19 protein-coding genes are annotated in these 20457 nt (G+C 74.2%); 10 read left to right on the top strand and 9 right to left on the bottom strand.

Features of this window, described 5'->3' with window-relative positions:
• Positions 1–44: 44 nt before the first annotated feature.
• Entirely contained in the window at positions 45–611 is a 567-nt protein-coding gene (locus tag ACFWA9_RS30260; protein WP_329485978.1) for a DJ-1/PfpI family protein, read from the bottom strand.
• Positions 612–866: 255 nt separating this feature from the next.
• On the opposite strand from ACFWA9_RS30260, the gene ACFWA9_RS30255 reads away from it, so the two are divergent.
• The 3 genes from ACFWA9_RS30255 (at position 867) to ACFWA9_RS30245 (ending at position 3275) form a co-directional block, all read left to right on the top strand.
• Positions 867–1415 (top strand): RBBP9/YdeN family alpha/beta hydrolase, encoded by a 549-nt coding sequence (locus ACFWA9_RS30255; RefSeq protein WP_380391220.1) that lies wholly within the window; start codon positions 867–869, stop codon positions 1413–1415.
• Positions 1416–1541: 126 nt separating this feature from the next.
• Positions 1542–1817 carry a hypothetical protein gene (locus ACFWA9_RS30250; RefSeq protein WP_352295360.1) on the top strand — a complete coding sequence of 92 codons (276 nt, stop codon included), beginning with the start codon at positions 1542–1544 and terminating at the stop codon, positions 1815–1817.
• A gap of 186 nt (positions 1818–2003) precedes the next feature.
• A complete protein-coding gene (locus ACFWA9_RS30245; protein WP_380391218.1) occupies positions 2004–3275 on the top strand; it encodes a glycerophosphodiester phosphodiesterase in 1272 nt (423 codons plus the stop codon).
• Positions 3276–3345: 70 nt separating this feature from the next.
• Here ACFWA9_RS30245 and ACFWA9_RS30240 read toward each other — a convergent pair whose 3' ends face one another.
• Both ACFWA9_RS30240 and ACFWA9_RS30235 read right to left on the bottom strand, forming a co-directional pair.
• Positions 3346–5709, bottom strand: coding sequence for a transglycosylase domain-containing protein (locus tag ACFWA9_RS30240; protein WP_380391215.1), 2364 nt, complete (start codon positions 5707–5709; stop codon positions 3346–3348).
• Positions 5710–5925: 216 nt separating this feature from the next.
• Entirely contained in the window at positions 5926–6975 is a 1050-nt protein-coding gene (locus ACFWA9_RS30235; protein ID WP_380391227.1) for a hypothetical protein, read from the bottom strand.
• A 181-nt stretch (positions 6976–7156) separates the two neighbouring features.
• Here ACFWA9_RS30235 and ACFWA9_RS30230 point away from each other — a divergent pair, with 181 nt between their 5' ends.
• Entirely contained in the window at positions 7157–8164 is a 1008-nt protein-coding gene (locus tag ACFWA9_RS30230; RefSeq protein ID WP_329485983.1) for an SPFH domain-containing protein, read from the top strand.
• Positions 8161–9150, top strand: coding sequence for a hypothetical protein (locus ACFWA9_RS30225; protein WP_380391211.1), 990 nt, complete (start codon positions 8161–8163; stop codon positions 9148–9150). Before ACFWA9_RS30230 ends, ACFWA9_RS30225 begins: the two co-directional genes overlap by 4 nt.
• 33 nt (positions 9151–9183) lie before the next feature.
• Here ACFWA9_RS30225 and map read toward each other — a convergent pair whose 3' ends face one another.
• On the bottom strand, positions 9184–9951 hold the full coding sequence (gene map, locus ACFWA9_RS30220) for a type I methionyl aminopeptidase (protein WP_380391225.1): 768 nt from the start codon (positions 9949–9951) through the stop codon (positions 9184–9186).
• Positions 9952–10029: 78 nt separating this feature from the next.
• Between map and ACFWA9_RS30215 the strand changes: the two genes are divergently transcribed.
• Complete coding sequence (locus ACFWA9_RS30215) at positions 10030–10299, top strand: helix-turn-helix transcriptional regulator (protein WP_352295350.1); 270 nt, start codon at positions 10030–10032, stop codon at positions 10297–10299.
• A 92-nt stretch (positions 10300–10391) separates the two neighbouring features.
• Here the strand turns inward: ACFWA9_RS30215 and ACFWA9_RS30210 are convergent, their stop codons facing one another.
• The 3 genes from ACFWA9_RS30210 to ACFWA9_RS30200 all read right to left on the bottom strand — a co-directional run bounded on the left by ACFWA9_RS30210 (position 10392) and on the right by ACFWA9_RS30200 (position 13351).
• Positions 10392–11153: a glucose 1-dehydrogenase gene (locus ACFWA9_RS30210; protein WP_352295348.1), complete on the bottom strand. Its 762-nt coding sequence runs from the start codon at positions 11151–11153 to the stop codon at positions 10392–10394.
• A complete protein-coding gene (locus ACFWA9_RS30205; RefSeq protein ID WP_380391208.1) occupies positions 11150–12643 on the bottom strand; it encodes an MFS transporter in 1494 nt (497 codons plus the stop codon). The genes ACFWA9_RS30210 and ACFWA9_RS30205 overlap by 4 nt, the downstream gene beginning before the upstream one ends.
• Positions 12644–12760: 117 nt before the next feature.
• A complete protein-coding gene (locus ACFWA9_RS30200) occupies positions 12761–13351 on the bottom strand; it encodes a TetR/AcrR family transcriptional regulator (protein WP_380391205.1) in 591 nt (196 codons plus the stop codon).
• A gap of 242 nt (positions 13352–13593) precedes the next feature.
• On the opposite strand from ACFWA9_RS30200, the gene ACFWA9_RS30195 reads away from it, so the two are divergent.
• The gene (locus ACFWA9_RS30195; protein WP_352295340.1) at positions 13594–14070 is read left to right on the top strand and encodes a DoxX family protein; all 477 of its coding nucleotides are present in this window, start codon (positions 13594–13596) and stop codon (positions 14068–14070) included.
• A 66-nt stretch (positions 14071–14136) separates the two neighbouring features.
• On the opposite strand, the gene ACFWA9_RS30190 is transcribed toward ACFWA9_RS30195, so the two are convergent.
• Both ACFWA9_RS30190 and ACFWA9_RS30185 read right to left on the bottom strand, forming a co-directional pair.
• Complete coding sequence (locus ACFWA9_RS30190) at positions 14137–14433, bottom strand: MTH1187 family thiamine-binding protein (RefSeq protein WP_380391202.1); 297 nt, start codon at positions 14431–14433, stop codon at positions 14137–14139.
• Positions 14434–14618: 185 nt separating this feature from the next.
• Positions 14619–16241 (bottom strand): SulP family inorganic anion transporter, encoded by a 1623-nt coding sequence (locus ACFWA9_RS30185; RefSeq protein ID WP_380391199.1) that lies wholly within the window; start codon positions 16239–16241, stop codon positions 14619–14621.
• A gap of 1044 nt (positions 16242–17285) precedes the next feature.
• Between ACFWA9_RS30185 and gcl the strand changes: the two genes are divergently transcribed.
• The 3 genes from gcl to ACFWA9_RS30170 all read left to right on the top strand — a co-directional run bounded on the left by gcl (position 17286) and on the right by ACFWA9_RS30170 (position 20413).
• Complete coding sequence (gene gcl / locus ACFWA9_RS30180) at positions 17286–19064, top strand: glyoxylate carboligase (RefSeq protein ID WP_380391222.1); 1779 nt, start codon at positions 17286–17288, stop codon at positions 19062–19064.
• A gap of 236 nt (positions 19065–19300) precedes the next feature.
• Positions 19301–19855: a pyridoxamine 5'-phosphate oxidase family protein gene (locus tag ACFWA9_RS30175; RefSeq protein ID WP_380391196.1), complete on the top strand. Its 555-nt coding sequence runs from the start codon at positions 19301–19303 to the stop codon at positions 19853–19855.
• A gap of 69 nt (positions 19856–19924) precedes the next feature.
• Complete coding sequence (locus ACFWA9_RS30170; RefSeq protein WP_329485994.1) at positions 19925–20413, top strand: glutathione peroxidase; 489 nt, start codon at positions 19925–19927, stop codon at positions 20411–20413.
• Positions 20414–20457: the final 44 nt, after the last annotated feature.

Raw genomic sequence — 20457 nt, 5'->3', positions numbered from 1 at the left:
CCCCTCCGCCCTGGGGCGGAGGGGTGCCCCCGGGTCCGTCAGGGTCAGGCCAGCGGGGCCTTGACCCGGAGGACCTCGATGAAGGCGCGGATCCAGGCGGGGTGGTCGGGCCAGGCGCGGGCCGAGACGACCACGCCGTCGACGACCGCCTCGCCGTCGACGTACTCGGCGCCCGCGGCGGCCACGTCGGGCTCCAGGGCCGGGTAGGCGGCGCTGCGGCGGCCGGAGAGCACGCCGGCGGCCGCGGTGATCAGCGGGCCGTGGCAGATCTGCGCCACCGGCTTGTCGGCGTCGAAGAAGTGCCGGACGATCCGCTGCACGTCGGCGTTGTTCCGCAGGTACTCGGGGGCACGGCCGCCGGGGATGACCAGGGCGACGTACTCGGCCGGGTCCACGTCCGCGACGGCGAGGTCGGCGGGCCAGGTGTAGCCGGGCTTCTCCGTGTAGGTGTCGTAGCCGTCGACGAAGTCGTGGACCACGAACTGGAGCCGCTTCTTCGTCGGCGCCGCGATGTCGACCTCGTAGCCCTCCTCCAGCAGCCGCTGGTAGGGGTAGAACACCTCCAGCGACTCCGCGGCATCACCGGTGACGAGCAGGACCTTCGATGTCATCGCCGACATCCCTCCATGTGATCGATCGTCAGATGGTGCGGGCCCGCACCGGTGGCGGCCGGGGCGGGCCGGGAACAACCTCCCGCACCCGGCCGCGCCGACGCAACGGGGCACACCGCTCGCACACCCGGCGCGTGATGTGTGGCACGCGCCTTGGGCGAGCCGTGTGCGCCGTCGCCAGGGCCTACGCGCCCCTTCCCGGGCGGCCCCTAGACTCCCTGGTGCCCAGGTCAGCCCCCGAAGGGAGTCCGCACGATGTCGGACCGCACCAGCTACCTCGTCCTGCCCGGCTACCAGAGTTCCGGGCCCGCCCACTGGCAGACCCGGTGGGAGGAGGCCGACCCGGCGGCCTTCCGGCGCGTCCAGCAGGAGGACTGGGACTTCCCGGAGCCGGACGCCTGGGTGGCCGCCCTCGATGCCGCGATCGCCACCGCGGCGGCCGACGGGCCGGTGGTCCTGGTGGCACACAGCCTCGGGTGCGTCGCGGTGGCCCGCTGGGCGGCCTCGGCCGCCGCCGGACGGACCGCCGCCGTCCGGGGTGCGTTGCTGGTCGCACCCGCCGACATCGACAACGCCGACGTCCCGGCGCTCGCGGGCTTCCGCCCGGTGACCCTGGAGCGCCTGCCCTTCCCCTCGCTGGTGGTCTCCAGCACCGACGACCCCTGGGTCACGCCGGAGCGTGCCCGCGCCTTCGCCGAGGCGTGGGGCGCCCGGTACGTGGAGCCCGGCGCCCACGGACATCTCAACGCCGACTCCGGGCTCGGTGACTGGCCGGACGGCCGGAAGCTGCTCGCCGAGCTCTGAACAAGGACCGAGGGGCGGGAGGTGGGGGGAGCCGGGCGCTCCCCCCACCCTTCTGGGATAGGACCGTGATCACCCTCCGGAGCAGAATCGGGGACACACCGACTCCTCTGGAAGGACACTCAGTTGATGAACCGCCTGTCCCGCCCGCTCGCAGTCGCCGCGCTCGCCGTCGCCGCCGTTCTGGCCGGCGGGGCCGGGGCCGCCCAGGCCGCCGGCGTCGACCTCTCGGCCCACGGTCCGCTGACGGTGGCCGACCAGCCCGACAGCCAGCTGTCCGCCGCCAACCGGTGTGACGTCGAGTACACCGTCGCGTACTACAGCTACCGCACCCAGGGCTACCCGGAACTGGAGTCGATGCTGCACGCGGAGAAGTCCTACGCCCTCTGCCAGGTCAACGGCTGACCCGGCCCCCGCTCCGTCCGAGGCGCACCCGGCCCACACCGGGTGCGCCTCGGGTGCGTCCCTGACGGGTGCACGGCGGATCTTCGCCCGCAGTTCGCCCGAACGCCACCCGGCCGGGCGCCGCTGCTCCTAGTCTGCGGGCGACGACCATCAGCGCCCCGCCCCCAGCGCGAGCCAGGAGCCTCCATGACGAACCGTCCGCTCGACGGCAGCAGCTCGACAGATCCCTCCGCAGCCGGCACGGCCTCCTCGCGCCGCCGGTTCCTGCGTACGACCGGTGCCGCCGGCCTCGGTGCGGCCGCGTTCGCCGCGACCGGCGGCGAGGCGTTCGCGGCCCCGGCCGACGAGCAGCCGGACGCCGCCGAGGGGCGCGCGGACGCCGGGGCGGCGGCCGGCACCCGCTCCCCGGTCCGCACCGGTACCGGCCTGGACCGGCTGCCGCACCCGCTGGTCATCGGCCACCGCGGCGCGCCCGGCTACCGCCCCGAGGAGACCCTCGGCTCCTACGAGCTCGCCCTGGAGCTCGGTGCGGACGTCATCGAGCCGGACCTCGTCCCCACCAAGGACGGCCACCTGGTGATCCGGCACGAGAACAACATCGTGGAGACGACGGACGTCGCCGACCACCCCGAGTTCGCGGGCCGGAGGACCACCAAGACCATCGACGGCCTGCCGCAGACCGGCTGGTTCACCGAGGACTTCACGCTCGCCGAGCTGCGCACCCTGCGCGCCAAGGAGCGCCTCCCGCAGCAGCGCCAGCGCAACACCCTGTACGACGGCCGGTGGCCGGTGCTCACCTTCCGCGAGCTGGCCGACTTCGCCAGGAAGCGCGGACGCGAGCTCGGCCGCGAGGTCTGGCTCTACCCGGAGACCAAGCACCCGAGCTACTTCCGCTCGATCGGTCTGCCCCTGGAGGAGCGGCTCGCCGACGAGCTGCGCCGCGCGGGCCTGGCCGGCCGGCGCGGGCGGGCGATCCTGCAGTCCTTCGAGCCGAGCAGCCTGCAGCGGCTGGCCAAGCTGGTCGACAACCCGCGGATCCAGCTGCTGGGCGGCGCGACCACCCAGCCGTACGACTTCGTGCTGTCCGGGGACCGGCGCACGGTGGCCGACCTGGTGACCCCGGCGGGGCTGCGCTGGATGGCCGGCTTCGCCCACGGCATCGGCCCGACCACCCAGCTGATCGCACCGGTGGACGAGAGCGGCAAGCTCCTGCCGCCGACCACGCTGGTCCGCGACGCGCACGCGGCCAACCTGCTGCTGCACCCGTACACCGTCCGCAACGAGAACGCCTTCCTCCCGCTGGACTACCGCCGCGGCACCGACCCGAACGCCTACGGCGACGCCATCGGGTGGGCGCGCCACCTCTACGAGCTGGGCGTGGACGGCTTCTTCACCGACCAGACCGACACCAGCGTGCTGGCCCGGCAGGACTTCTGGGCCGCGAACGGCGTCCACTGACCGGCCGCCCCGAACCCGGCGGTGCCCCGGACCGTAGGGCGGTCCGGGGCACCGCCGTCGGCCGGTCCGGTCAGCCGTCGTTCTGCGAGCCGTCCGGCCGGTCGCCGTCGCCCCGGCCGGTCTGCTCGGTGTGCTGCTCGGTCTGCTGGTCGGCGGGCTGGGTCGAGCGCGGCCGCCCCGGGTCCGCCGTCCGCCCCGGGTCCGCCGTCCGGCCGCCGGGCGCGCCCGCACCGGTCGGGGCGGTGCCCGGCGAGGCCGTGCCGGAGCCGCTCGGGCTCCCGCTCGGGTTCGGATCACGCTTGGGCGGGTCCGGGATGTACACGGTGTCGAAGGTGTCCCGCGGCATGCCCTTCAGCGCCTGGTTCATCGCCAGCTGCCAGATCGGGCCCGGGCCGGTGGCTCCGAAGATCTCCTGGTAGTACTTGCCCCCGATCCGGATGTTCTTCATCGGCACGCCCTTGGCCGGGCCGCCGAGCCAGACCGAGGCCGCCAGGTTGGCGGTGTAGCCGCTGAACCAGGCCGACTTCTTCTCGTCGGTGGTACCGGTCTTGCCCGCGATCTGCCGGTCGCCGTCCAGCCCGAGCTCGCGCGCGGTGCCCTTCTCCGTCACCCCGAGCAGCACGGTGTTGATGACGTCGGCGGTGTCCTCGGACATCACCCGCTCGCACTTGGCGGGGACGACCGGGACGTCCTTGCCGTCCACCGTGGTGATCCGGTTGATCGCGAGCGGCGCGCAGTAGGTGCCCTCGGCGGCGAAGGTCGCGTAGACGTTGGCCATCACCAGCGGGCTCACCTCCTGGGTGCCGAGCCCCAGCGCGGGCAGTTCCTGGAGCGGATCCCCGCTGGCCTTGGTCGCCACGCCCAGCTTGTTGGCCATCTGCTTGACCGCGCAGAGGCCGATCTCCTGCTCCATCTGGACGAAGTAGGTGTTGACCGAGAGCGCCATCGCCTGCTTCAGGTCGTACGGGCCGGACTCCTTCTCGGACTCGTTGGGGATCGAGCCGCCCTTCTTGCCCTTCTCCAGGTTCTTCCAGGTGCCGTCGCAGGTCTTCATCGTCGGCCAGTCCATCCGGTTCGGCGCCGGGTAGATCTGGGTGGCCGGCAGGCCGGCCTCCAGCGCCGCGGCGGCGACGATCGGCTTGAAGTTGGAGCCCGGCTGGAAGCCGTTGCCGCCGCCCATCCCCGCGTCCGCGTTGTAGTTGACGACGGTCTGGTTCTTGTCCGGGTCCAGGCCGTAGGGGCGGGTCTGGGCCATCGCCAGGATCTTGCCGCTGCCCGGTTCGACCATGGTGATCGCCGCCGAGACCGGGTCCGTCACGTAGACCTTCTTGGTGACGGCGTTCTGGGCGGCGGCCTGCTTGTCGGGGTCGAGGGTGGTGAAGATGTTCAGGCCGCCCTGGTCCCACAGCTTCTTGCGCTCGGCGGCGCTCTTGCCGAACACCGGGTCCTGCTTGACCACGTGCCGGACGTAGTCGCAGAAGAAGCCCATCCCGGCGTTGGCGGTGATGCAGCCGTTCTGCGGGTCCTTGTACTTCAGCCCCAGCGGGGTCGCCTTGGCGTCCCGGGCCTGCGCGGCGGTGAGGTGCTTGTTCTCCACCATCTTGTCGATGACGGTGTCGCGGCGCTTCTGGGCGGCGACGGGGTGCAGCTTGGGGTCGTACTGGGACGGGTTCTGCACCAGACCCGCCAGCATCGCGGCCTCGGGGACGGTGAGGTCCTTGGCGTCCTTGCTGAAGTACCGCTGCGAGGCCGCCTGGATGCCGTATGCCTGGTGGCCGTAGAAGGTGATGTTCAGGTAGTTGGTGAGGATCTGGTCCTTGGTCAGGTCCTCCTCCAGCTTGATGGCGTACTTGAGTTCCTGGATCTTGCGGCCGAGGGTCTTGCGCTGGGCCTCCAGGACGGCGGCCTGGTCGTCGCCGGCCTTCTCGACGTTGACGTTCTTCACGTACTGCTGGGTCAGCGTCGAGGCGCCCTGGACGGTGGTGCCGCTCTCCGCGTTCTTGGTGGCGGCCCGGAGCACACCCTTGAGGTCGACCGCGCCGTGCTCGTAGAAGCGCGCGTCCTCGATGTCCACCTGGGCCTGCCGTATCAGCGGTGACATCTGGTCGGCGGGTATGACGGTGCGGTCGCGCTCGTACACCTTGGCGATCAGGCCGCCCTTCGCGTCGAAGATCTGCGAAGCCTGGCTGAGCGGCGGGGTCTTGAAGTCGTCCGGGATGCTGTCGAAGTTGTCCGCGGTGTTCTTGGCGGTCAGCCCGAGCGCGCCGGCCGCCGGCAGGGCCACGCCCGCCAGCAGGACGCCGGCCAGCGTGCTGTAGCCGAGGAACTTCACCGCGTGACCCGCCATGGCGAGCGGACTCTCGCGACGCCGGGTGCGCGGGACCCAGGTGTCGCCCGGGTCGGGGGAGGAGATACGGCGACTCTTCCGTGACATAGGCGGAACACTACGTCCACGAAAACCCTGCATGGGACGGGTGTTGGCCAAGCTTTGTCACAAATCGGCGACAGATTCACCCCGCCGGAGCCGGTCGGCCACCCGGCCCCGCCGGCGCCCCGAAGCCCGAAGGGCCGTTCGTCCACGGTGATTCCGTCTCGCCGGCCGCACCCGGGGCCCGGAGCCGACCCCGGACGCACCCGTCGGCTCCGCCCGTCAGTCGCCGCGGCGCTTCTTCCGCAGGCCGAACACGGCCCCCACCACGGCGAGGAGGAACAGGACGCCGAGCGTCCGGTCCGACGGCCCCTCGGACGAGGAGGACGAGGAGGACGAGGAGGAAGACGACGGCGACCCGGCGGCCCCGCCCGCGGCCGCCGGCCCGGACGGCGGTGCGGCCGCACCGGAGGAGGGCGCGGCCGAGGGCAGCGGCTGGACGGTGTCCGGGAGTTGGTCGTCGTCGAGCGGCGAGCGCCAGACCGGGCTGTCCTTGCCCTCGGTGCCGTAGAGCAGCGCCCGGCCGTCCGCCGTGAAGGTGACCGACTCGCCCTGGCGCTGGAAGGGCGTGGAGAGCGGGCCGAGCTTGACGGGCGCGCCGTCCTTCCAGCGGTAGAGGGTGGCGTCGAAGTAGCCGCGCAGGACGAGCCGGGTGCCGTCCGGGGCGAACGCCCCGTCGGTGATCCAGGGGACGTCGACCATCCGCCGGAAGGTGTTCACCCCGGCCGCGGAGAGCTTCTCCGGCCCCTGGTAGAGGCCGCCGCCGCCCTGCTTCTTGCTGGCGATGTAGGCCCGGCCGGTGACCGGATGGACCATCAGCGCCTCGGCGTCGCGCGGGCCGTCCTCGTAGCGCACCCGGTAGCGGACCGTCTCCACGGTCTGGTCGCGCAGTTCGGCGGGCTCGGCGAAGGCGTAGATCCAGACCTCGGGCCACTTGCCGCCGAGGTTGTCGCCGATGTCCCCGACGTAGATCCGGCCGTCCGGGCCGATCGAGATCGCCTCCACGTCACGCGGCTCGATGCCGCGCAGCGTGACGGTGGCGACGGTGCGCCCCTGCGAGTCCACCGCGTAGACGTAGGGGCCGTCGTCGCTGTCGTTGTGCGTCCAGTAGACGCCGGGGTGGGCGTGGCTGGCGGCGAGGCCGCTGGACTCGGTGATGCGCGGGTCGGAGATGGTGAAAGCCTGCCCGGGCCGGTCGGCCGCGCGGGCGGGCGGTGCGGCGACCACGGCGGTCCCGAGGGCGGCGGCGGTCGCCAGGGCGGTCGCGAGCAGCGCCGCCGCGGCGCGGGCCGCCCCCCGGCCCGGACCCCGCCGCGTCTTCGTTCGCGTCCTCAGCACCCGGCGATCCTCCCACGACAGTCGGGCCAGGCGCCTTCCCTTCTTTTCGTCATCTTGACGAGATCAACCGCCGCCGAATATCGTCGGAGTGACGAAAAGGGGAAAGGAACCTCCCATGGCCGACATCACCAAGCGCTTCGGACTGCGCCACCTGCGCGCCGTCCCCACCGCCCACATCCGGCACCTGAACCGCGGCAAGGTCGTCCACGACGGCCCGGGCCTGGCGTTCTGGTTCCGGCCGCTCACCGCCGCCCTCTCCGAGGTGCCGGTGGACGACCGCGAGCTGGCCATGCTGTTCCACGCCCGGACCTCCGACTTCCAGGACGTCACCGTCCAGGCCACCCTCACCTACCGGATCACCGAACCCGCCGTCGCCGCCGCCCGCGTCGACTTCGGCCTCGACCCCGACAGCGGCGCCTGGCGCGCCGCCCCGCTCGACCAGCTCGCCACCCTGCTCACCGAGACCGCCCAGCAGCACGCGCTCGGCCTGCTCGCCCGCACCCCGCTCGCGGCCGCGCTGGCCGACGGCGTCAGCGCCGTCCGCGACCGGATGGCCGAGGGGCTCGCCGCCGAACCGCGGATCACCGAGACCGGGCTCGCCGTGATCGCCGTCCGGGTGGTCGCGCTGCGCCCCGAGCCCGAGGTGGAGCGCGCGCTGCGCACCCCCGCCCGTGAACTCGTCCAGCAGGAGGCCGACCGGGCCACCTTCGAACGGCGCGCGGTCGCCGTCGAGCACGAGCGCGGCATCGCCGAGAACGAGCTGGCCAACCGAATCGAACTGGCCCGGCGAGAGAAGCAGTTGCTGACCCAGCAGGGCGCGAACCGGCGCCTCCAGGCCGAGGACGAGGCGGTCGCCGACCGGGTCCGCGCCGAGGCCGAGGCGGAGCGCCGGACCAGGCTCGCCACCGCCGAGGCGGACGCCGCCCGGGCGCTGGGCGAGGCCCGGGCCGCCGCCGAGGCCGCCTGGCTCACCGCCCACCAGCAGGCCGACCCGGCCGTGCTGCGGGCGCTCGCCCTGATGCGGCTGGCCGAGCACCTGCCCCGGATCGAGAACATGACCGTCACACCGGACCTGCTCACCGGGCTGCTCAGCCGGCTCTCCCAGAGCGCGGGCGACCAGTGACCCTCGCGCCCCGGGCCGTCCTGGTGCACCGCCGCACCGAGTACGAGGAGCTCCTGGCCCACCACGGCACGCCCGGCCAGGCCTCGTTCTTCCTGGCCGCCCGCGGCCGGTCGATGGCCGAGGCCGAGGAGCGCCACCGCCGGCAGGCCGACGCGCTCGCCCGGGCGGCGGCCGCGGTGCCGCTGGAGTGGCGGCGCAGCCGGGTCGAGCGGGCGGACCTGCCGCGCTTCCTGTTCGAGCCCGAGGACGTGGTGGTCGTGGTCGGCCAGGACGGGCTGGTCGCCAACGTCGCCAAGTACCTGGACGGCCAGCCGGTGATCGGCGTGGACGCCGACCCCGGCCGCAACCCCGGCGTCCTGGTCCGCCACCGCGCCGACGCGCTGCCCGCCCTGCTGCCGGCCGCCGTCGCCCGCTCGGGCGCCCGGCACCTGGAGGAGCGCACCATGGTCGAGGCGGTCGCGGACGACACCCAGCGGCTGCTGGCCCTCAACGAGGTGTACGTCGGACAGCCGGGGCACCAGACGGCGCGGTACCGGCTGGCGGTCGAGGGCGAGCCGGGCGGGGGCGGGCCGGGCGGGGGCGAACCGGGCGGGGGGTCGAGCCGGTCCGTCCCGTCGAGCACGGCCGGCCGCCCGCGGTCCGCCCCGCCCGAGCCGCAGGCTTCCTCGGGCGTGCTGGTCGGCACCGGTACGGGCGCCACCGGCTGGTGCCGCTCCGCCTGGCTGGAGCGCGGCGGCCCGCTGACCCTGCCGGAGGCCGCCGCGCCCGCGCTGGCCTGGTTCGTCCGGGAGGCCTGGCCCTCCCCCGCCACCGGCACCAGCCGGGTGCACGGGGTGCTCGACGGCGGCCGGCAGCTGGTGCTGACCGTCGAGTCGGACCGGCTGGTCGCCTTCGGCGACGGCATCGAGACGGACGCGCTGGAGCTGACCTGGGGGCAGAGCATCCGGCTCGGTGTGGCCGCGACCCGCCTGCGGCTGCTCGGCTGAGCGGGGCGCGGCGACGACGGCCCCGGGAGGGCGCTACGGCAGGGTCAGGATGCGCGGTCCCTCCTCGGTGATCGCCACGGTGTGCTCGAAGTGCGCGGCCCGGCTGCCGTCGGTGGTCCGCAGGGTCCAGCCGTCCTCGTCGGTCAGGTAGTCGGACCGGCCGCCGCCGGTCAGCATCGGTTCGATCGCGAGCACCAGCCCCGGCTTGAGCGGGTAACCCCGGCCCGGGCGGCCCTCGTTGGGCACCGAGGGCTCCTCGTGCATCCGGCGCCCGATGCCGTGCCCGCCGAACCCCTCCGGCACCCCCCGGCGGGCCCGCCGCGCGACCGCGGCGATCGCGTGCCCGATGTCACCGGTCCGGTTGCCGACCACGGCAGCGGCGATCCCGGCTTCGAGCGCCCGCCGGGTGGCGTCGATCAGCGCGGCGTCCTCCGCGCGGGGCGTCCCGACGGCGAAGCTGACGGCGGCGTCGCCCGCCCAGCCGTCCAGCACCGCCCCGCAGTCGATGCTGACCAGGTCGCCGTCGCGCAGCCGGTAGCCGTCCGGGATGCCGTGCACCACGGCGTCGTTGACGGAGGCGCAGATCACCGCCGGGAACGGCACCGGCGCGAAGGACGGCCGGTAGCCGAGGAACGGCGACACCGCGCCCGCCCCGCTCAGCACCCCGCGGGCCACCTCGTCCAGCTCCAGCAGGCTCACCCCCACCGCGGCCGCCCGCTCGACGGCGGCCAGCGCCTCGCCGACCACCCGCCCGGCCTCCCGCATCGCCGCCAGCGCCGTGTCGTTCTTGAGTTCCACCATGGCCGTGCCCTCCCGCATCTCTACCCAATTCTTATACCGGTATATCTATCACGGTCCAGTCGGGTCTAGGATCGGCGCATGGTGAGGACTCCGCTGACCCCTTGGGAACGCGAACGCGGCGAGCGCTTCGGCGCCCTGCTGCGCGCGGCCCGCGGCACGCGCAGCATGGTCGAGATCGCGGCGGTGGCGGGGATCTCCTCGGAGACCCTCCGCAAGATCGAGACCGGCCGTGCCCCCACGCCGGCCTTCTTCACGGTCGTGGCACTGGCCTACGCGCTCGACCTCTCCCTCGACGACCTGGCCGCCGCCTGCGCCCTCCCGCACGACGGCGAAGCCCTGTCCGCCTAGGACGGCACACCGGGCGGGGCCGGACGGACGTGAACGGCCGACTGGTCACCGGTCGGCCGTTCACGGGGGGCGAGCGTCAGGCGGGGCGGACGTCAGGCGGTGATGCCGCCGTCGAGGACGAGGTCGGCGCCGACGGTGTAGGCGGACTCGGGTGAGGCGAGGTGGAGGACGGCGGCGGCGATCTCCTCGACGGCGCCGGCCCGGCCGACCGGGACGTCCGACTTCATCCGGTCCGCCTTGTCGGCGGCGCTCTCGCCCGGGCGGCTGGACATCGGGGTCTCCACCGGCCCGGGGCTGACCGAGTTGATCCGCACGCCCTCGGCTATGTGGTCGCGGGCCGCGCTGCGGGTCAGGGCGCTGACGGCGGCCTTGGTGACCGCGTAGGCGCCGAGGCCCGGAAGCCGCATGTGGACGCCGAGGTTGGAGGCGATGTTGACGATGGCGCCGCCGCCCTGGGTCCGCATGTGGGCGATCTCGTGCTTCATGGCGAGCCAGGTGCCGGTCAGGTTGGTGTCGACGACCCGCTGCCAGTCCTCCTCGGCGAGGTCCGCGATCGGTGCCACCGCGCCCAGGATGCCGGCGTTGTTGACGGCGATGTCCAGAGCGCCGAGCCGGGCGACGGTCTCCCGGACGAGCCGGGCGGCGTCGGCGGCGTCCGCGACGTCCCCGACGAGGGCGACGGCCTTGCCGCCCTCCTCCTCGATCAGCCGGACGGTCTCGGCCAGCGGGCCCTCGGTGCGGCCGGCGACCGCGACGCGGGCCCCCTCCCGGGCGAACGCGAGGGCGATGCCCCGGCCGATGCCGGTGCCGCCGCCGGTGACCAGGACGGACTTGTCGGCGAAGCGCGTGGTCATGCTGAGTACTCCTCGGTGTGGGTGAACGGGGGTCGTGCGGGTCGGGAGCGGGCCAGCAGGGTGACCGCCGCGGCGGTCAGCGCGAGGCCCGCGGCGGCCGCCGCGAAGGCGGCGGCGTAGCCGCCGACGGCGGTGGGACGAGTGGCGGCGAGCGCCATCAGGGCGGCGACGCCGGCGGTGGGGCCCAGCTCCATCGCGGTGTTCAGGACGCCCGCGGCGAGACCGGCGCGCCCGGGCCGGACGCCCCCGGTGGCGAGGACGGCCGAGCCGGCGAAGGCCGGGCCGGCCCCGGCGGGCAGCAGGAGCAGACCGGGCAGCAGTCCGGTGGCGAAGGGAGTGGCGGGGCCGACGCCGGCCAGCAGCGCCAGGCCTCCGGCGGCCACCGCCAGGCCCCCGGCGGTGACGGCGGCCGGTCCGTGGCGGGCGATCAGCGGTCCGGCCAGCCGGCCGGCGGCCAGCAGGACCGCCGCGTACGGGAGGAAGCCCGCCGAGGTGGCCAGCACGCCCCAGCCGCGGACCTGTTGGAGGTAGAGCGGGAGGATCAGGAAGACCAGCGCGGTGGCCGCGGCGGTCGCCATGACGGCGACCAGGGCGGCGGCCCGGCGGCGGTCGGCGAGGAAGCCGGGCGGCAGCAGCGGGTCGGCGGTGCGCCGTTCGGCGGCGGCGAAGGCGAGCAGCAGGGCGGCGCCGAGCGCCAGCGGAAGGAGCACCACGGGTTCGCCCCAGGTGTGCTCCCCGGACCCGACCAGGCCGTAACTGATCGCGGAGACACCGGCGGTGGCGAGCGCCGCACCCCGCAGGTCGAGCGCCGGGGGCGCGCCGGGAGCCGGCTCGGCGGCAGGGAGCAGGCGACCGGAGAGGGCGAGCCCGGCCAGCGCCACCAGGACCGGCACGGCGAACATCCAGCGCCAGGAGACCCAGGCGGTGACCACCCCGGAGAGCAGGCTGCCACCGGTGGCACCGAGCGCCGAGAGGCCGCCCCAGGTGGCCATCGCCCGGCCGTAGTCGGCGGACCGGGGGAAGAGCGACCGCACCACCGCGACCGCCGCCGGAGCGGCGAGCGCGGCGCCGACGCCCTGGGCGAAGCGCGTCACCAGTAGGACGGCGAAGGTGGGGGCGAGCGCGCCGGCCACCGAGGCGACGGCCAGCAGGACGAGGCCGACCCGCAGCATCCGCCGGCCGCCGTGCCGGTCGGCGAGCCTGCCGCCGAGCAGCAGCAGGGAGCTGAAGGAGAGTCCGTACGCGGCGCTGAGCAGCAGGATGCCGGACGGGCCGAGGCCGAACTCCCGGCCCACCAGGGGCAGCGGGACGGAGAGAATCATGATCGTGAAGATCAGCGTCGCCTGCACGGCACCGAGCAGGGCGAACCCCGACCGCCGTGACGCCTGCGACGGGGCCGGCCGCGAAGGCACCCGCGCGGTGGTGCGGGCGGGCGCGGGCCGAGAAGCCGGCGAGTCCACCCGTGCGGGTGTCGAAACCCCCTGTGCCATCGAATCCCCCTAGTTGATAATGACCGTTCGGTCCAGAATTTGGACAGCACACTGCGCCGGTCGCGAGGCCGTCGGAAGCCCCCGGGGCGGGCCGTGGCGCCGGCCCGGGCGGCGCGCTCAGTCCAGCAGGCCGAGCGCCTGCTCGGCGGCGGCCCGCAGACGGGCCTCGGCGTCACCCGCCTTGCCGATCACCCGCATGCCCTGCATCAGCACCAGCAGCATCCGCGCCAGCGCCACGGGGTCGCGCCCCTCGGGCAGTTCCCGCTGCGCCTCGGCCCGGACCAGCGCGGCCGTGAGCACCGTCTCCAGGTGGTCGAGGCTGGCGGACACCCGCCGGGCCGCGTCCGGGTCGTGCGGAGCGAGCTCGACGGCGGTGTTGGTGACGAAACAGCCGCGCCTGGGGCCGCCCGCGCCGTCCTCGCCGGCCTCCCGCGCGAAGCGCCGGACCAGGCCGCGGACGGCCGGCAGTACCGGGCCGGGCTGCGAGAGCTCGGCCAGCAGCACCGGATTGTGCTGCTCGCCGTAGCGCTCCAGCGCCCGCAGGTAGAGCTCGTGCTTGCTGCCGAAGGTGGCGTAGATGCTGGCACGGGCGATCCCGAGCTCCTCGACCAGCTCCGCCATCGAGGTGGCCTCGTAGCCGCGCCGCCAGAACAGCTCCAGGGCCGCCTGGAGCGCCGCGTCGGGGTCGAATTCCTTGGTCCGTGCCATGTCTGAACCCTAGTCATATTCAGACCGATCGGTCAAGAAAGAGGAGAGCGACCGCCACGGCGAGTACCGGATACCGTGCGCGCCGGGCCAGAGGGCGGGCCGACAGCGGACGGTTGACGTGCGAACAACGGACGGTGAACAAATTCGAACACGGTGCACTTGACAGAGTATTGTCAGGCGATTCCAGATAAGGGTACCCTTACCGCCGCCCGTCCCCCACCCCCTCCCCCAAGGAGACGTCCATGCCGGCTACTCCCCAGCAAGCGGTCGACACCGTCCGCCCCCTCGTCCTGACGGTCTTTCGCGTCGTCGTCGGGCTGCTCTTCGCCTGCCACGGCGCCGCCTCGCTCTTCGGCGTCTTCGGCGGCGCCAAGGGCGGCGGCTCCGTCCCGGTCGGCCAGTGGCCCGGCTGGTGGGCCGCACTGATCCAGCTCGTCGGCGGCGTCCTGGTCCTGGCCGGACTCGGCACCCGGACCGCCGCCCTGCTCTGCTCCGGCTCGATGGCCTACGCGTACTTCACCGTCCACCAGGAGCACGCCCTGCTGCCGCTGCAGAACGGCGGCGAGGCCTCGGTGCTGTTCTGCTGGGCGTTCCTCGCGATAGCCGCGCTCGGCTCCGGACCGTTCGCGGTGGACCGGCTGCTCCCCCGGTGGACGGCCGACCGGGCCTACGGCTCCGCGCCGGCGGAGCAGAGCACCCAGCCCACCGCGGCACGCTGACCGAAGCCCGGCCCGCCGGCCCGCTCGGGTCGGCGGGCCGGGCCTCACCGCAGGGCCGGCCGGGGCTCACCCCTCCGCGAGGTGGCGTTCCACCGAGGCCACCTTGGCGGTGAGCCCGTCCGAGACCCCGGCCCGGTCGTCGATCTTGATGACGGTGCTGACCCGTCCGCTGTAGGCCTTCACGGCCTCGATCGCCGCCCGGATCACCGGCATCACCTCGTCCCACTCCCCCTCGACGCTGGTGAACATCGCGTCCGTGCGGTTCGGCAGCCCGCTCGCGCGGACCACCCGGACGGCGGCGGCGACCGCCTCCCCCACCTCCTCGCCGACCCCCAGCGGGGTGACCGAAAACGCTGCGATCACGGCTCTGTTCCTCCTCCGGCTCGGCGCTGTCCCGGTGCCCGGTCCGTCGGGCGCCCCGGCGCCGCGACCAGGCTAGCCGCCCGTCCCGGCCGGCCCGGCCGACGACCCGGCACCCTGACGAGCCGGCCCCCCTGCCGAGCAGGTCTCCCCGGCAGGCCGGACGAGCCATCAGACCGGACGACCCGTCAGGCCACCGTCGGCAGCGGCGGTTCGACCGCCAGCGGCGCGGAGCTGCGGGCCCGGTGCTGCTCGGCCCAGGTACTGAGCGCCACCGTGCAGGCGTGGTCCAGGTGGCGCAGCCCGGACCAGTCCAGCTCGACCGGGCGGTCCGCCGGCAGCCGCTCCAGGGTGTCCAGCAGCCGGGGCAGCCGCAGGAAGGTCGCGTTGCCGCTCAGGCGGACCCGCAGCGGTGCCCGGGTGAGCGCCGGGCCGGCGGCCCCGCCGGTGGCGGGAACGGGCTCCGGGGCCTCCGGGGGCGGCAGTTCCTCCACCGCGATCTGCAGGTGCGAGGTCTGCCAGGCCGACTTGACCACGGCCAGGCCGATCCCGATCAGGACGCCCTCGAACAGGTCGGTGGCGATGATCGAGACCGCCGTCACCGCGAGCACCACCGCCTCGCCGCGGTGTTCGCGGCAGAGCCCGACGATCCGCCGGACCGGGACGAGCTTGGCGCCCGCGTGCACCAGCACGGCGGCCAGCGCGGTGAGCGGGACCAGGCCGAGCACCCCCGGCAGCAGCGCGGTGAACAGCAGCAGCCAGAGCCCGTGCAGGACGCGGGAGGCCTTGGTGCGGGCGCCGGCCTGGACGTTCGTCGCGCTGCGGACGATCACCGCCGTCATCGGGAGCGCCCCGAGCAGGCCGCAGAGCGTGTTGCCGACGCCCTGCGCGGTCAGCTCACGGTCGTAGTCGGTCCGCGGGCCGTGGTGCATCCGGTCCACCGCGGCGGCGCTGAACAGCGTCTCGGCCGAGGCGATCAGGGTGAAGGCGAGGACGGTACCGACGCCCGCCGTGCTCGCCAGCGCGCCTAACGCGTCGCGCTCCGGCAGCCGGACCACGTCCAGCAGGCCGGAGACCCGGATCCGGGCGACCGGCAGGTCGGCGGCGGCCGTGACGGCGGCCGCGAGGCCGACGGCAGCGAGCGGTGCGGGCACCGTCCGGGCCACCCGGGCGGGCAGGTACTTCCAGAAGGCCAGCACCAGCAGGGTGGCGACGCCGAGGGCGACCGCGGCCGGCGTCGCCGCGCCGGTGACGGCGTCGCGCAGCAGCGCCGGCAGGCCGGCGATCTTCTCGGGCCCGGTCGAGGGCGCCCTGCGGTCGGCGAGCGCGTAGAGCTGGCCGAACAGCAGGGTCAGGCCGATGCCCGCCAGCATGCCGTGGACCACGGACGCGGACATCGCACGGAACCAGCGGCCCAGCCGCAGGGCGCCCATGGCCAGTTGGAGCAGGCCGGTGGCGAGCACCAGGAGGCCCAGCGCGCCGGCACCGTACTCCTGGACGGCCTCGTAGACCAGGACGGTGAGCCCGGCGGCCGGGCCGCTGACCTGGAGGCTGCTGCCCGGCAGCGCGCCGACCACCAGGCCGCCGACGATCCCGGTGACCAGGCCGAGCTCGGCGGGCACCCCGGAGGCGACGGCCACGCCGACGCAGAGCGGCAGGGCGACCAGGAAGACCACCAGGGAGGCCGGCAGGTCGAAGCGCCAGGGCACGGCGCGCACGGCACGGACGGGAACGCGCCGGGCCCGGCCCGGCGGGGCGCCCTCGCCGGACCGGCCCGGCGGACTCTCGGACCGGCCGGACGGGGCGCTCATCGGGTCACCGCCGCAGCGGTGCCGGGGCGGACGGGGGGACAGCAGGCGGGTCGGAGCATGGGTACGTTCCTTCCGCGCACCCGCCGACGGGCGGACGCGCTGCTGGGTGCGTCCGGACGGGCGGACGCCGGGGCGGGCGGGCCGGGCGGGCGGCCGGACGCCGGAGCGGGCGGACCTGGCGGGCGGACGGCGAGGACGGACCTGGCGGACCTGGCGGACCTGGCGGGCGAACGGGTCGCGCGCCGGTGGACGCTCACCGCGTCGGCGCACCGGGCGCGACCTCGGCGGGGCACCCGGCGGCCTCCGCGGCGCGTACGGCGCGGGCGGCGTCGGTACGGGCGGCCGTCCGGGCGGGCCGGGCGGCCGTGGCGGGCGGCGGCGATGGGTGTCGGGGCGGAGCGGGTGCGGTCAGGGGGCGGTGCCTCGGTCGGCCGCGCGCGGACCGGGCGGGCCCGGTCCGGGAACGGGACCCGACGGCCGGAGCTCCCCCGCTCCCCGGTCGATCCCAAATCCCCCTGCCGCGGCCCGAGTTGAACATGGCAACCATGACGGGTCCGGCGTGCCACCGACGGTACCCAGGGCCCCGCGCGAGGCCGACCTCGCCCACCGAATCTTCACACGAGCCGCACGCCGGCGACACTTTCCGCGCCGACCCGGGGCTCCGGCCGGGTACGCGCGTTCGGCCCGTGGACTGGCACACGAACGAGGCCGGTGCCGGAAGCGCGCGCTTTGCACGAAGGGACGACCGCCGGGCCCGCCCGGGCCCGGCGGACTGGAGGAACGGGCGATGGTCCGGCCGCGCCCGCCATGACAGCCTGGCCGGACGGCCGGCCCACCCCCTCCCCCGCGCCCGCCACCTGCGGTTTCCCGCCATCCCCGCGGCACGCCCCGCTTCCACATTCTGTTGAAAGCCCCCTTGACGCCCCGACGGGCCCCGCCTTACTTTGTTTCCGCATACAGAAACCGTTCTTCCGTATGGTGGAATTCTGGAGATGAGCCCTCCGACCCACTGCGGGCCGATGCAGGAGATACCCGATGCCTCGTATGACAGCCGCCCGCGCGGCAGTGGAGATCCTCAAGCTCGAAGGCGTTGAGGTCGCGTTCGGCGTGCCGGGCGCGGCGATCAACCCGTTCTACCGGGCCCTCAAGGAGGGCGGCGGCATCCGGCACACACTGGCCCGGCACGTCGAGGGCGCCTCCCACATGGCGGAGGGCTACACGCGCGCCAAGGCCGGCAACATCGGTGTCTGCATCGGCACCTCCGGCCCGGCCGGCACCGACATGATCACCGGCCTCTACTCGGCGATCGCCGACTCGATCCCGATCCTGTGCATCACCGGCCAGGCGCCGGTCTCCAAGCTGCACAAGGAGGACTTCCAGGCCGTCGACATCGCCTCGATCGCCAAGCCGGTCACCAAGAAGGCCACCACCGTGCTGGAGGCCGCCCAGGTCCCGGGCGTCTTCCAGGAGGCCTTCCACCTGATGCGCTCCGGCCGTCCGGGCCCGGTCCTCATCGACCTGCCGATCGACGTCCAGCTGACCGAGATCGAGTTCGACCCCGAGACCTACCAGCCGCTGCCGGTCTACCAGCCGCGGGCCAGCCGCGCCCAGGCCGAGAAGGCGATCCGCTTCCTGCTGGAGTCCGAGCGCCCGCTGATCGTCGCCGGCGGCGGCATCATCAACGCCAACGCCTGCGACCTGCTCGTCGAGTTCGCCGAGCTGACCGGCGTCCCGGTCATCTCCACCCTGATGGGCTGGGGCACCATCCCCGACGACCACCCGCTGAGCGCCGGCATGGTCGGCGTCCAGACCTCGCACCGCTACGGGAACGCGACCTTCCTGGAGTCGGACTTCGTCCTCGGCATCGGCAACCGCTGGGCCAACCGCCACACCGGGTACAACCTGGAGGCGTACACCAAGGGCCGCACGTTCGTCCACGTCGACATCGAGCCCACCCAGATCGGCAAGATCTTCGCCCCGGACTACGGCATCGCCTCCGACGCCAAGGCCGCGCTGGAGCTCTTCGTCGAGGTCGCCAAGGAGCTCAAGGCCGAGGGCCGGCTGCCCGACTTCACCGCGTGGGCCGGGTCCGCCCAGGAGCGCAAGGCCACCCTCCAGCGCCGCACCCACTTCGACAACATCCCGATGAAGCCGCAGCGCGTCTACGAGGAGATGAACAAGGCCTTCGGCCCGGAGACCCGCTACGTCACCACGATCGGCCTCTCACAGATCGCCGGCGCGCAGATGCTGCACGTCTACCGGCCGCGGCACTGGATCAACTGCGGCCAGGCCGGCCCGCTCGGCTGGACCATCCCGGCCGCGATCGGCGCCGCCACCGCCGACCCGGGCACCCCGATCGTCGCGCTCTCGGGCGACTACGACTTCCAGTTCATGATCGAGGAGCTGGCGGTCGCCGCCCAGCACAAGGTCCCCTACATCCACGTCCTGGTGAACAACGCCTACCTGGGCCTGATCCGCCAGGCGCAGATCGGACTGGACATCAACTTCCAGGTCAACCTGGAGTTCGAGAACATCAACACCCCGGAGCTCGGCGTCTACGGCGTCGACCACGTCAAGGTCGCCGAGGGCCTCGGGGTCAAGGCCATCCGCGTCACCGACCCCGACCAGCTGGGCGCCGCCTTCGAGGAGGCCAAGAAGCTCGCCGCCGAGCACAGCGTCCCGGTCGTGGTCGAGGCCATCCTGGAGCGCATCACCAACATCTCGATGAGCCGGACCGTCGACATGAGCGACGTGACCGAGTTCGAGGAGCTCGCCACCCTGCCCGAGCACGCCCCCACGGCCATCAAGCCGCTGGCGCTCTGAGCCGCGCGGTTGCCCGGCGCCCCCACCGGCGCCGGGCCTGCGCCCCCCCGGGGGCGCGGGCGGCACCCCCGGGCCGCACCGGGCGCACGACGGCGCCCGCCCGGCGGCGAGCCCGCCCCGTCCGGCGCGACCGCGTTCGGCACGCCGGTCGTCCGGGTACGTACCGGTGCACCGCCCGCACGCGACCGCAGCGCGCGGGCTTCCGTAGCCCGGGAGGCCACTCCGTGCCCTTCACCATGAGCTTGTCCGAGCGCGAGGCCTTCCTGGCGGGCCCGCACGTCGGCGTCCTGGCCGTCGGCGACGACGGCGCCCAACCGGCCGGGCGCCTGCTGGCCGTCCCGATCTGGTACTCCTACCGGCCGGGCGGCGTCCTCACCATCCTGACCGGCCGGGACTCCGCCAAGGCCCGCCGGATCCGTGCCAGCGGGCGGTTCGCGCTCTGTGCCCAGCAGGAGGAGCCGCCCTGCCGCTACGTGAGCGTGGAGGGCCCGGTGGTCGCGATCGAGGACGGGGTCGACCCGGCCGAGCGCGCCGCGATGGCCCACCGCTACATGCCGCCCGCCACCGCCCGCGCCTACCTCGCCGCCACCACCGAGCAGTTGACCGCCGACATCGCCATCCGAATGCGCCCCGAACGCTGGCTCAGTGCCGACTTCGCCGCCGTCGCCGCCCGCTTCGACGCGCGGACCGAGGCCCGGACCGACGGCCGGCCCGAGGCCCGCTCCGACGCCCGGTCCGGCCGGACGGGAGCAGAAGAGGGGGCGGAACACCCGGAGCCCGGTCGTGGTTGACCGGGGCGGGGCGGCTACCGTTCCGTGACGAGTGCTGCACCGATATCCGACCATCCGAAGGGGACTTCCGTGAGCCTGTACGACATCCCGCTGCGCACCCTGTCCGGCGAGACCGCCTCGCTGGCCGACTACAAGGGCAAGGCGCTGCTGATCGTCAACGTCGCCTCCAAGTGCGGCCTGACGCCCCAGTACGCCGGCCTGGAGCGGCTCCAGGCGCGCTACGCCGAGCGCGGCTTCACCGTGCTGGGCTTCCCGTCGAACCAGTTCGCCGGGCAGGAGCCGGGCAGCGCCGAGGAGATCCAGACCTTCTGCTCCACCACCTACGGCGTCTCCTTCCCGCTGTTCGAGAAGACGGACGTCAACGGCGCCGACCAGCACCCGCTGTACGCGGCGCTGACCCGGACCGCCGACGCCGAGGGCCAGGCCGGTGACGTGTCCTGGAACTTCGAGAAGTTCCTGGTCTCGCCGGACGGCACCGTGGCCGCCCGGATCCGGCCCCGCACCGAGCCGGAGTCGGCCGAGGTGATCACCGCGATCGAGGCCGTCCTGCCGGCCTGATCCGCACCACCGCCGGAGGAGCCCCGGGGCAGCCGCCCCGGGGC

The organism is Kitasatospora sp. NPDC059973 (assembly GCF_042737525.1).
GTDB lineage: Bacteria > Actinomycetota > Actinomycetes > Streptomycetales > Streptomycetaceae > Kitasatospora.
Note: the sequence above shows the minus strand (reverse complement) of the source record. Positions and strands in the feature narration are given on the sequence as shown.

Bases quoted from the DNA above. Each gene is read 5' to 3' on its own strand.
- ACFWA9_RS30255 (WP_380391220.1), top strand. From the start codon at position 867: ATGTCGGACCGCACCAGCTACCTCGTCCTGCCCGGCTACCAGAGTTCC.
- map (WP_380391225.1), bottom strand. From the start codon at position 9,951: ATGGTGGAACTCAAGAACGACACGGCGCTGGCGGCGATGCGGGAGGCC.
- ACFWA9_RS30245 (WP_380391218.1), top strand. From the start codon at position 2,004: ATGACGAACCGTCCGCTCGACGGCAGCAGCTCGACAGATCCCTCCGCA.
- ACFWA9_RS30250 (WP_352295360.1), top strand. From the start codon at position 1,542: ATGAACCGCCTGTCCCGCCCGCTCGCAGTCGCCGCGCTCGCCGTCGCC.
- ACFWA9_RS30200 (WP_380391205.1), bottom strand. From the start codon at position 13,351: ATGGCACGGACCAAGGAATTCGACCCCGACGCGGCGCTCCAGGCGGCC.
- ACFWA9_RS30215 (WP_352295350.1), top strand. From the start codon at position 10,030: ATGGTGAGGACTCCGCTGACCCCTTGGGAACGCGAACGCGGCGAGCGC.
- ACFWA9_RS30210 (WP_352295348.1), bottom strand. From the start codon at position 11,153: ATGACCACGCGCTTCGCCGACAAGTCCGTCCTGGTCACCGGCGGCGGC.
- ACFWA9_RS30230 (WP_329485983.1), top strand. From the start codon at position 7,157: ATGGCCGACATCACCAAGCGCTTCGGACTGCGCCACCTGCGCGCCGTC.
- ACFWA9_RS30240 (WP_380391215.1), bottom strand. From the start codon at position 5,709: ATGTCACGGAAGAGTCGCCGTATCTCCTCCCCCGACCCGGGCGACACC.
- ACFWA9_RS30205 (WP_380391208.1), bottom strand. From the start codon at position 12,643: ATGGCACAGGGGGTTTCGACACCCGCACGGGTGGACTCGCCGGCTTCT.
- gcl (WP_380391222.1), top strand. From the start codon at position 17,286: ATGACAGCCGCCCGCGCGGCAGTGGAGATCCTCAAGCTCGAAGGCGTT.
- ACFWA9_RS30260 (WP_329485978.1), bottom strand. From the start codon at position 611: ATGACATCGAAGGTCCTGCTCGTCACCGGTGATGCCGCGGAGTCGCTG.
- ACFWA9_RS30185 (WP_380391199.1), bottom strand. From the start codon at position 16,241: ATGAGCGCCCCGTCCGGCCGGTCCGAGAGTCCGCCGGGCCGGTCCGGC.
- ACFWA9_RS30175 (WP_380391196.1), top strand. From the start codon at position 19,301: ATGAGCTTGTCCGAGCGCGAGGCCTTCCTGGCGGGCCCGCACGTCGGC.
- ACFWA9_RS30195 (WP_352295340.1), top strand. From the start codon at position 13,594: ATGCCGGCTACTCCCCAGCAAGCGGTCGACACCGTCCGCCCCCTCGTC.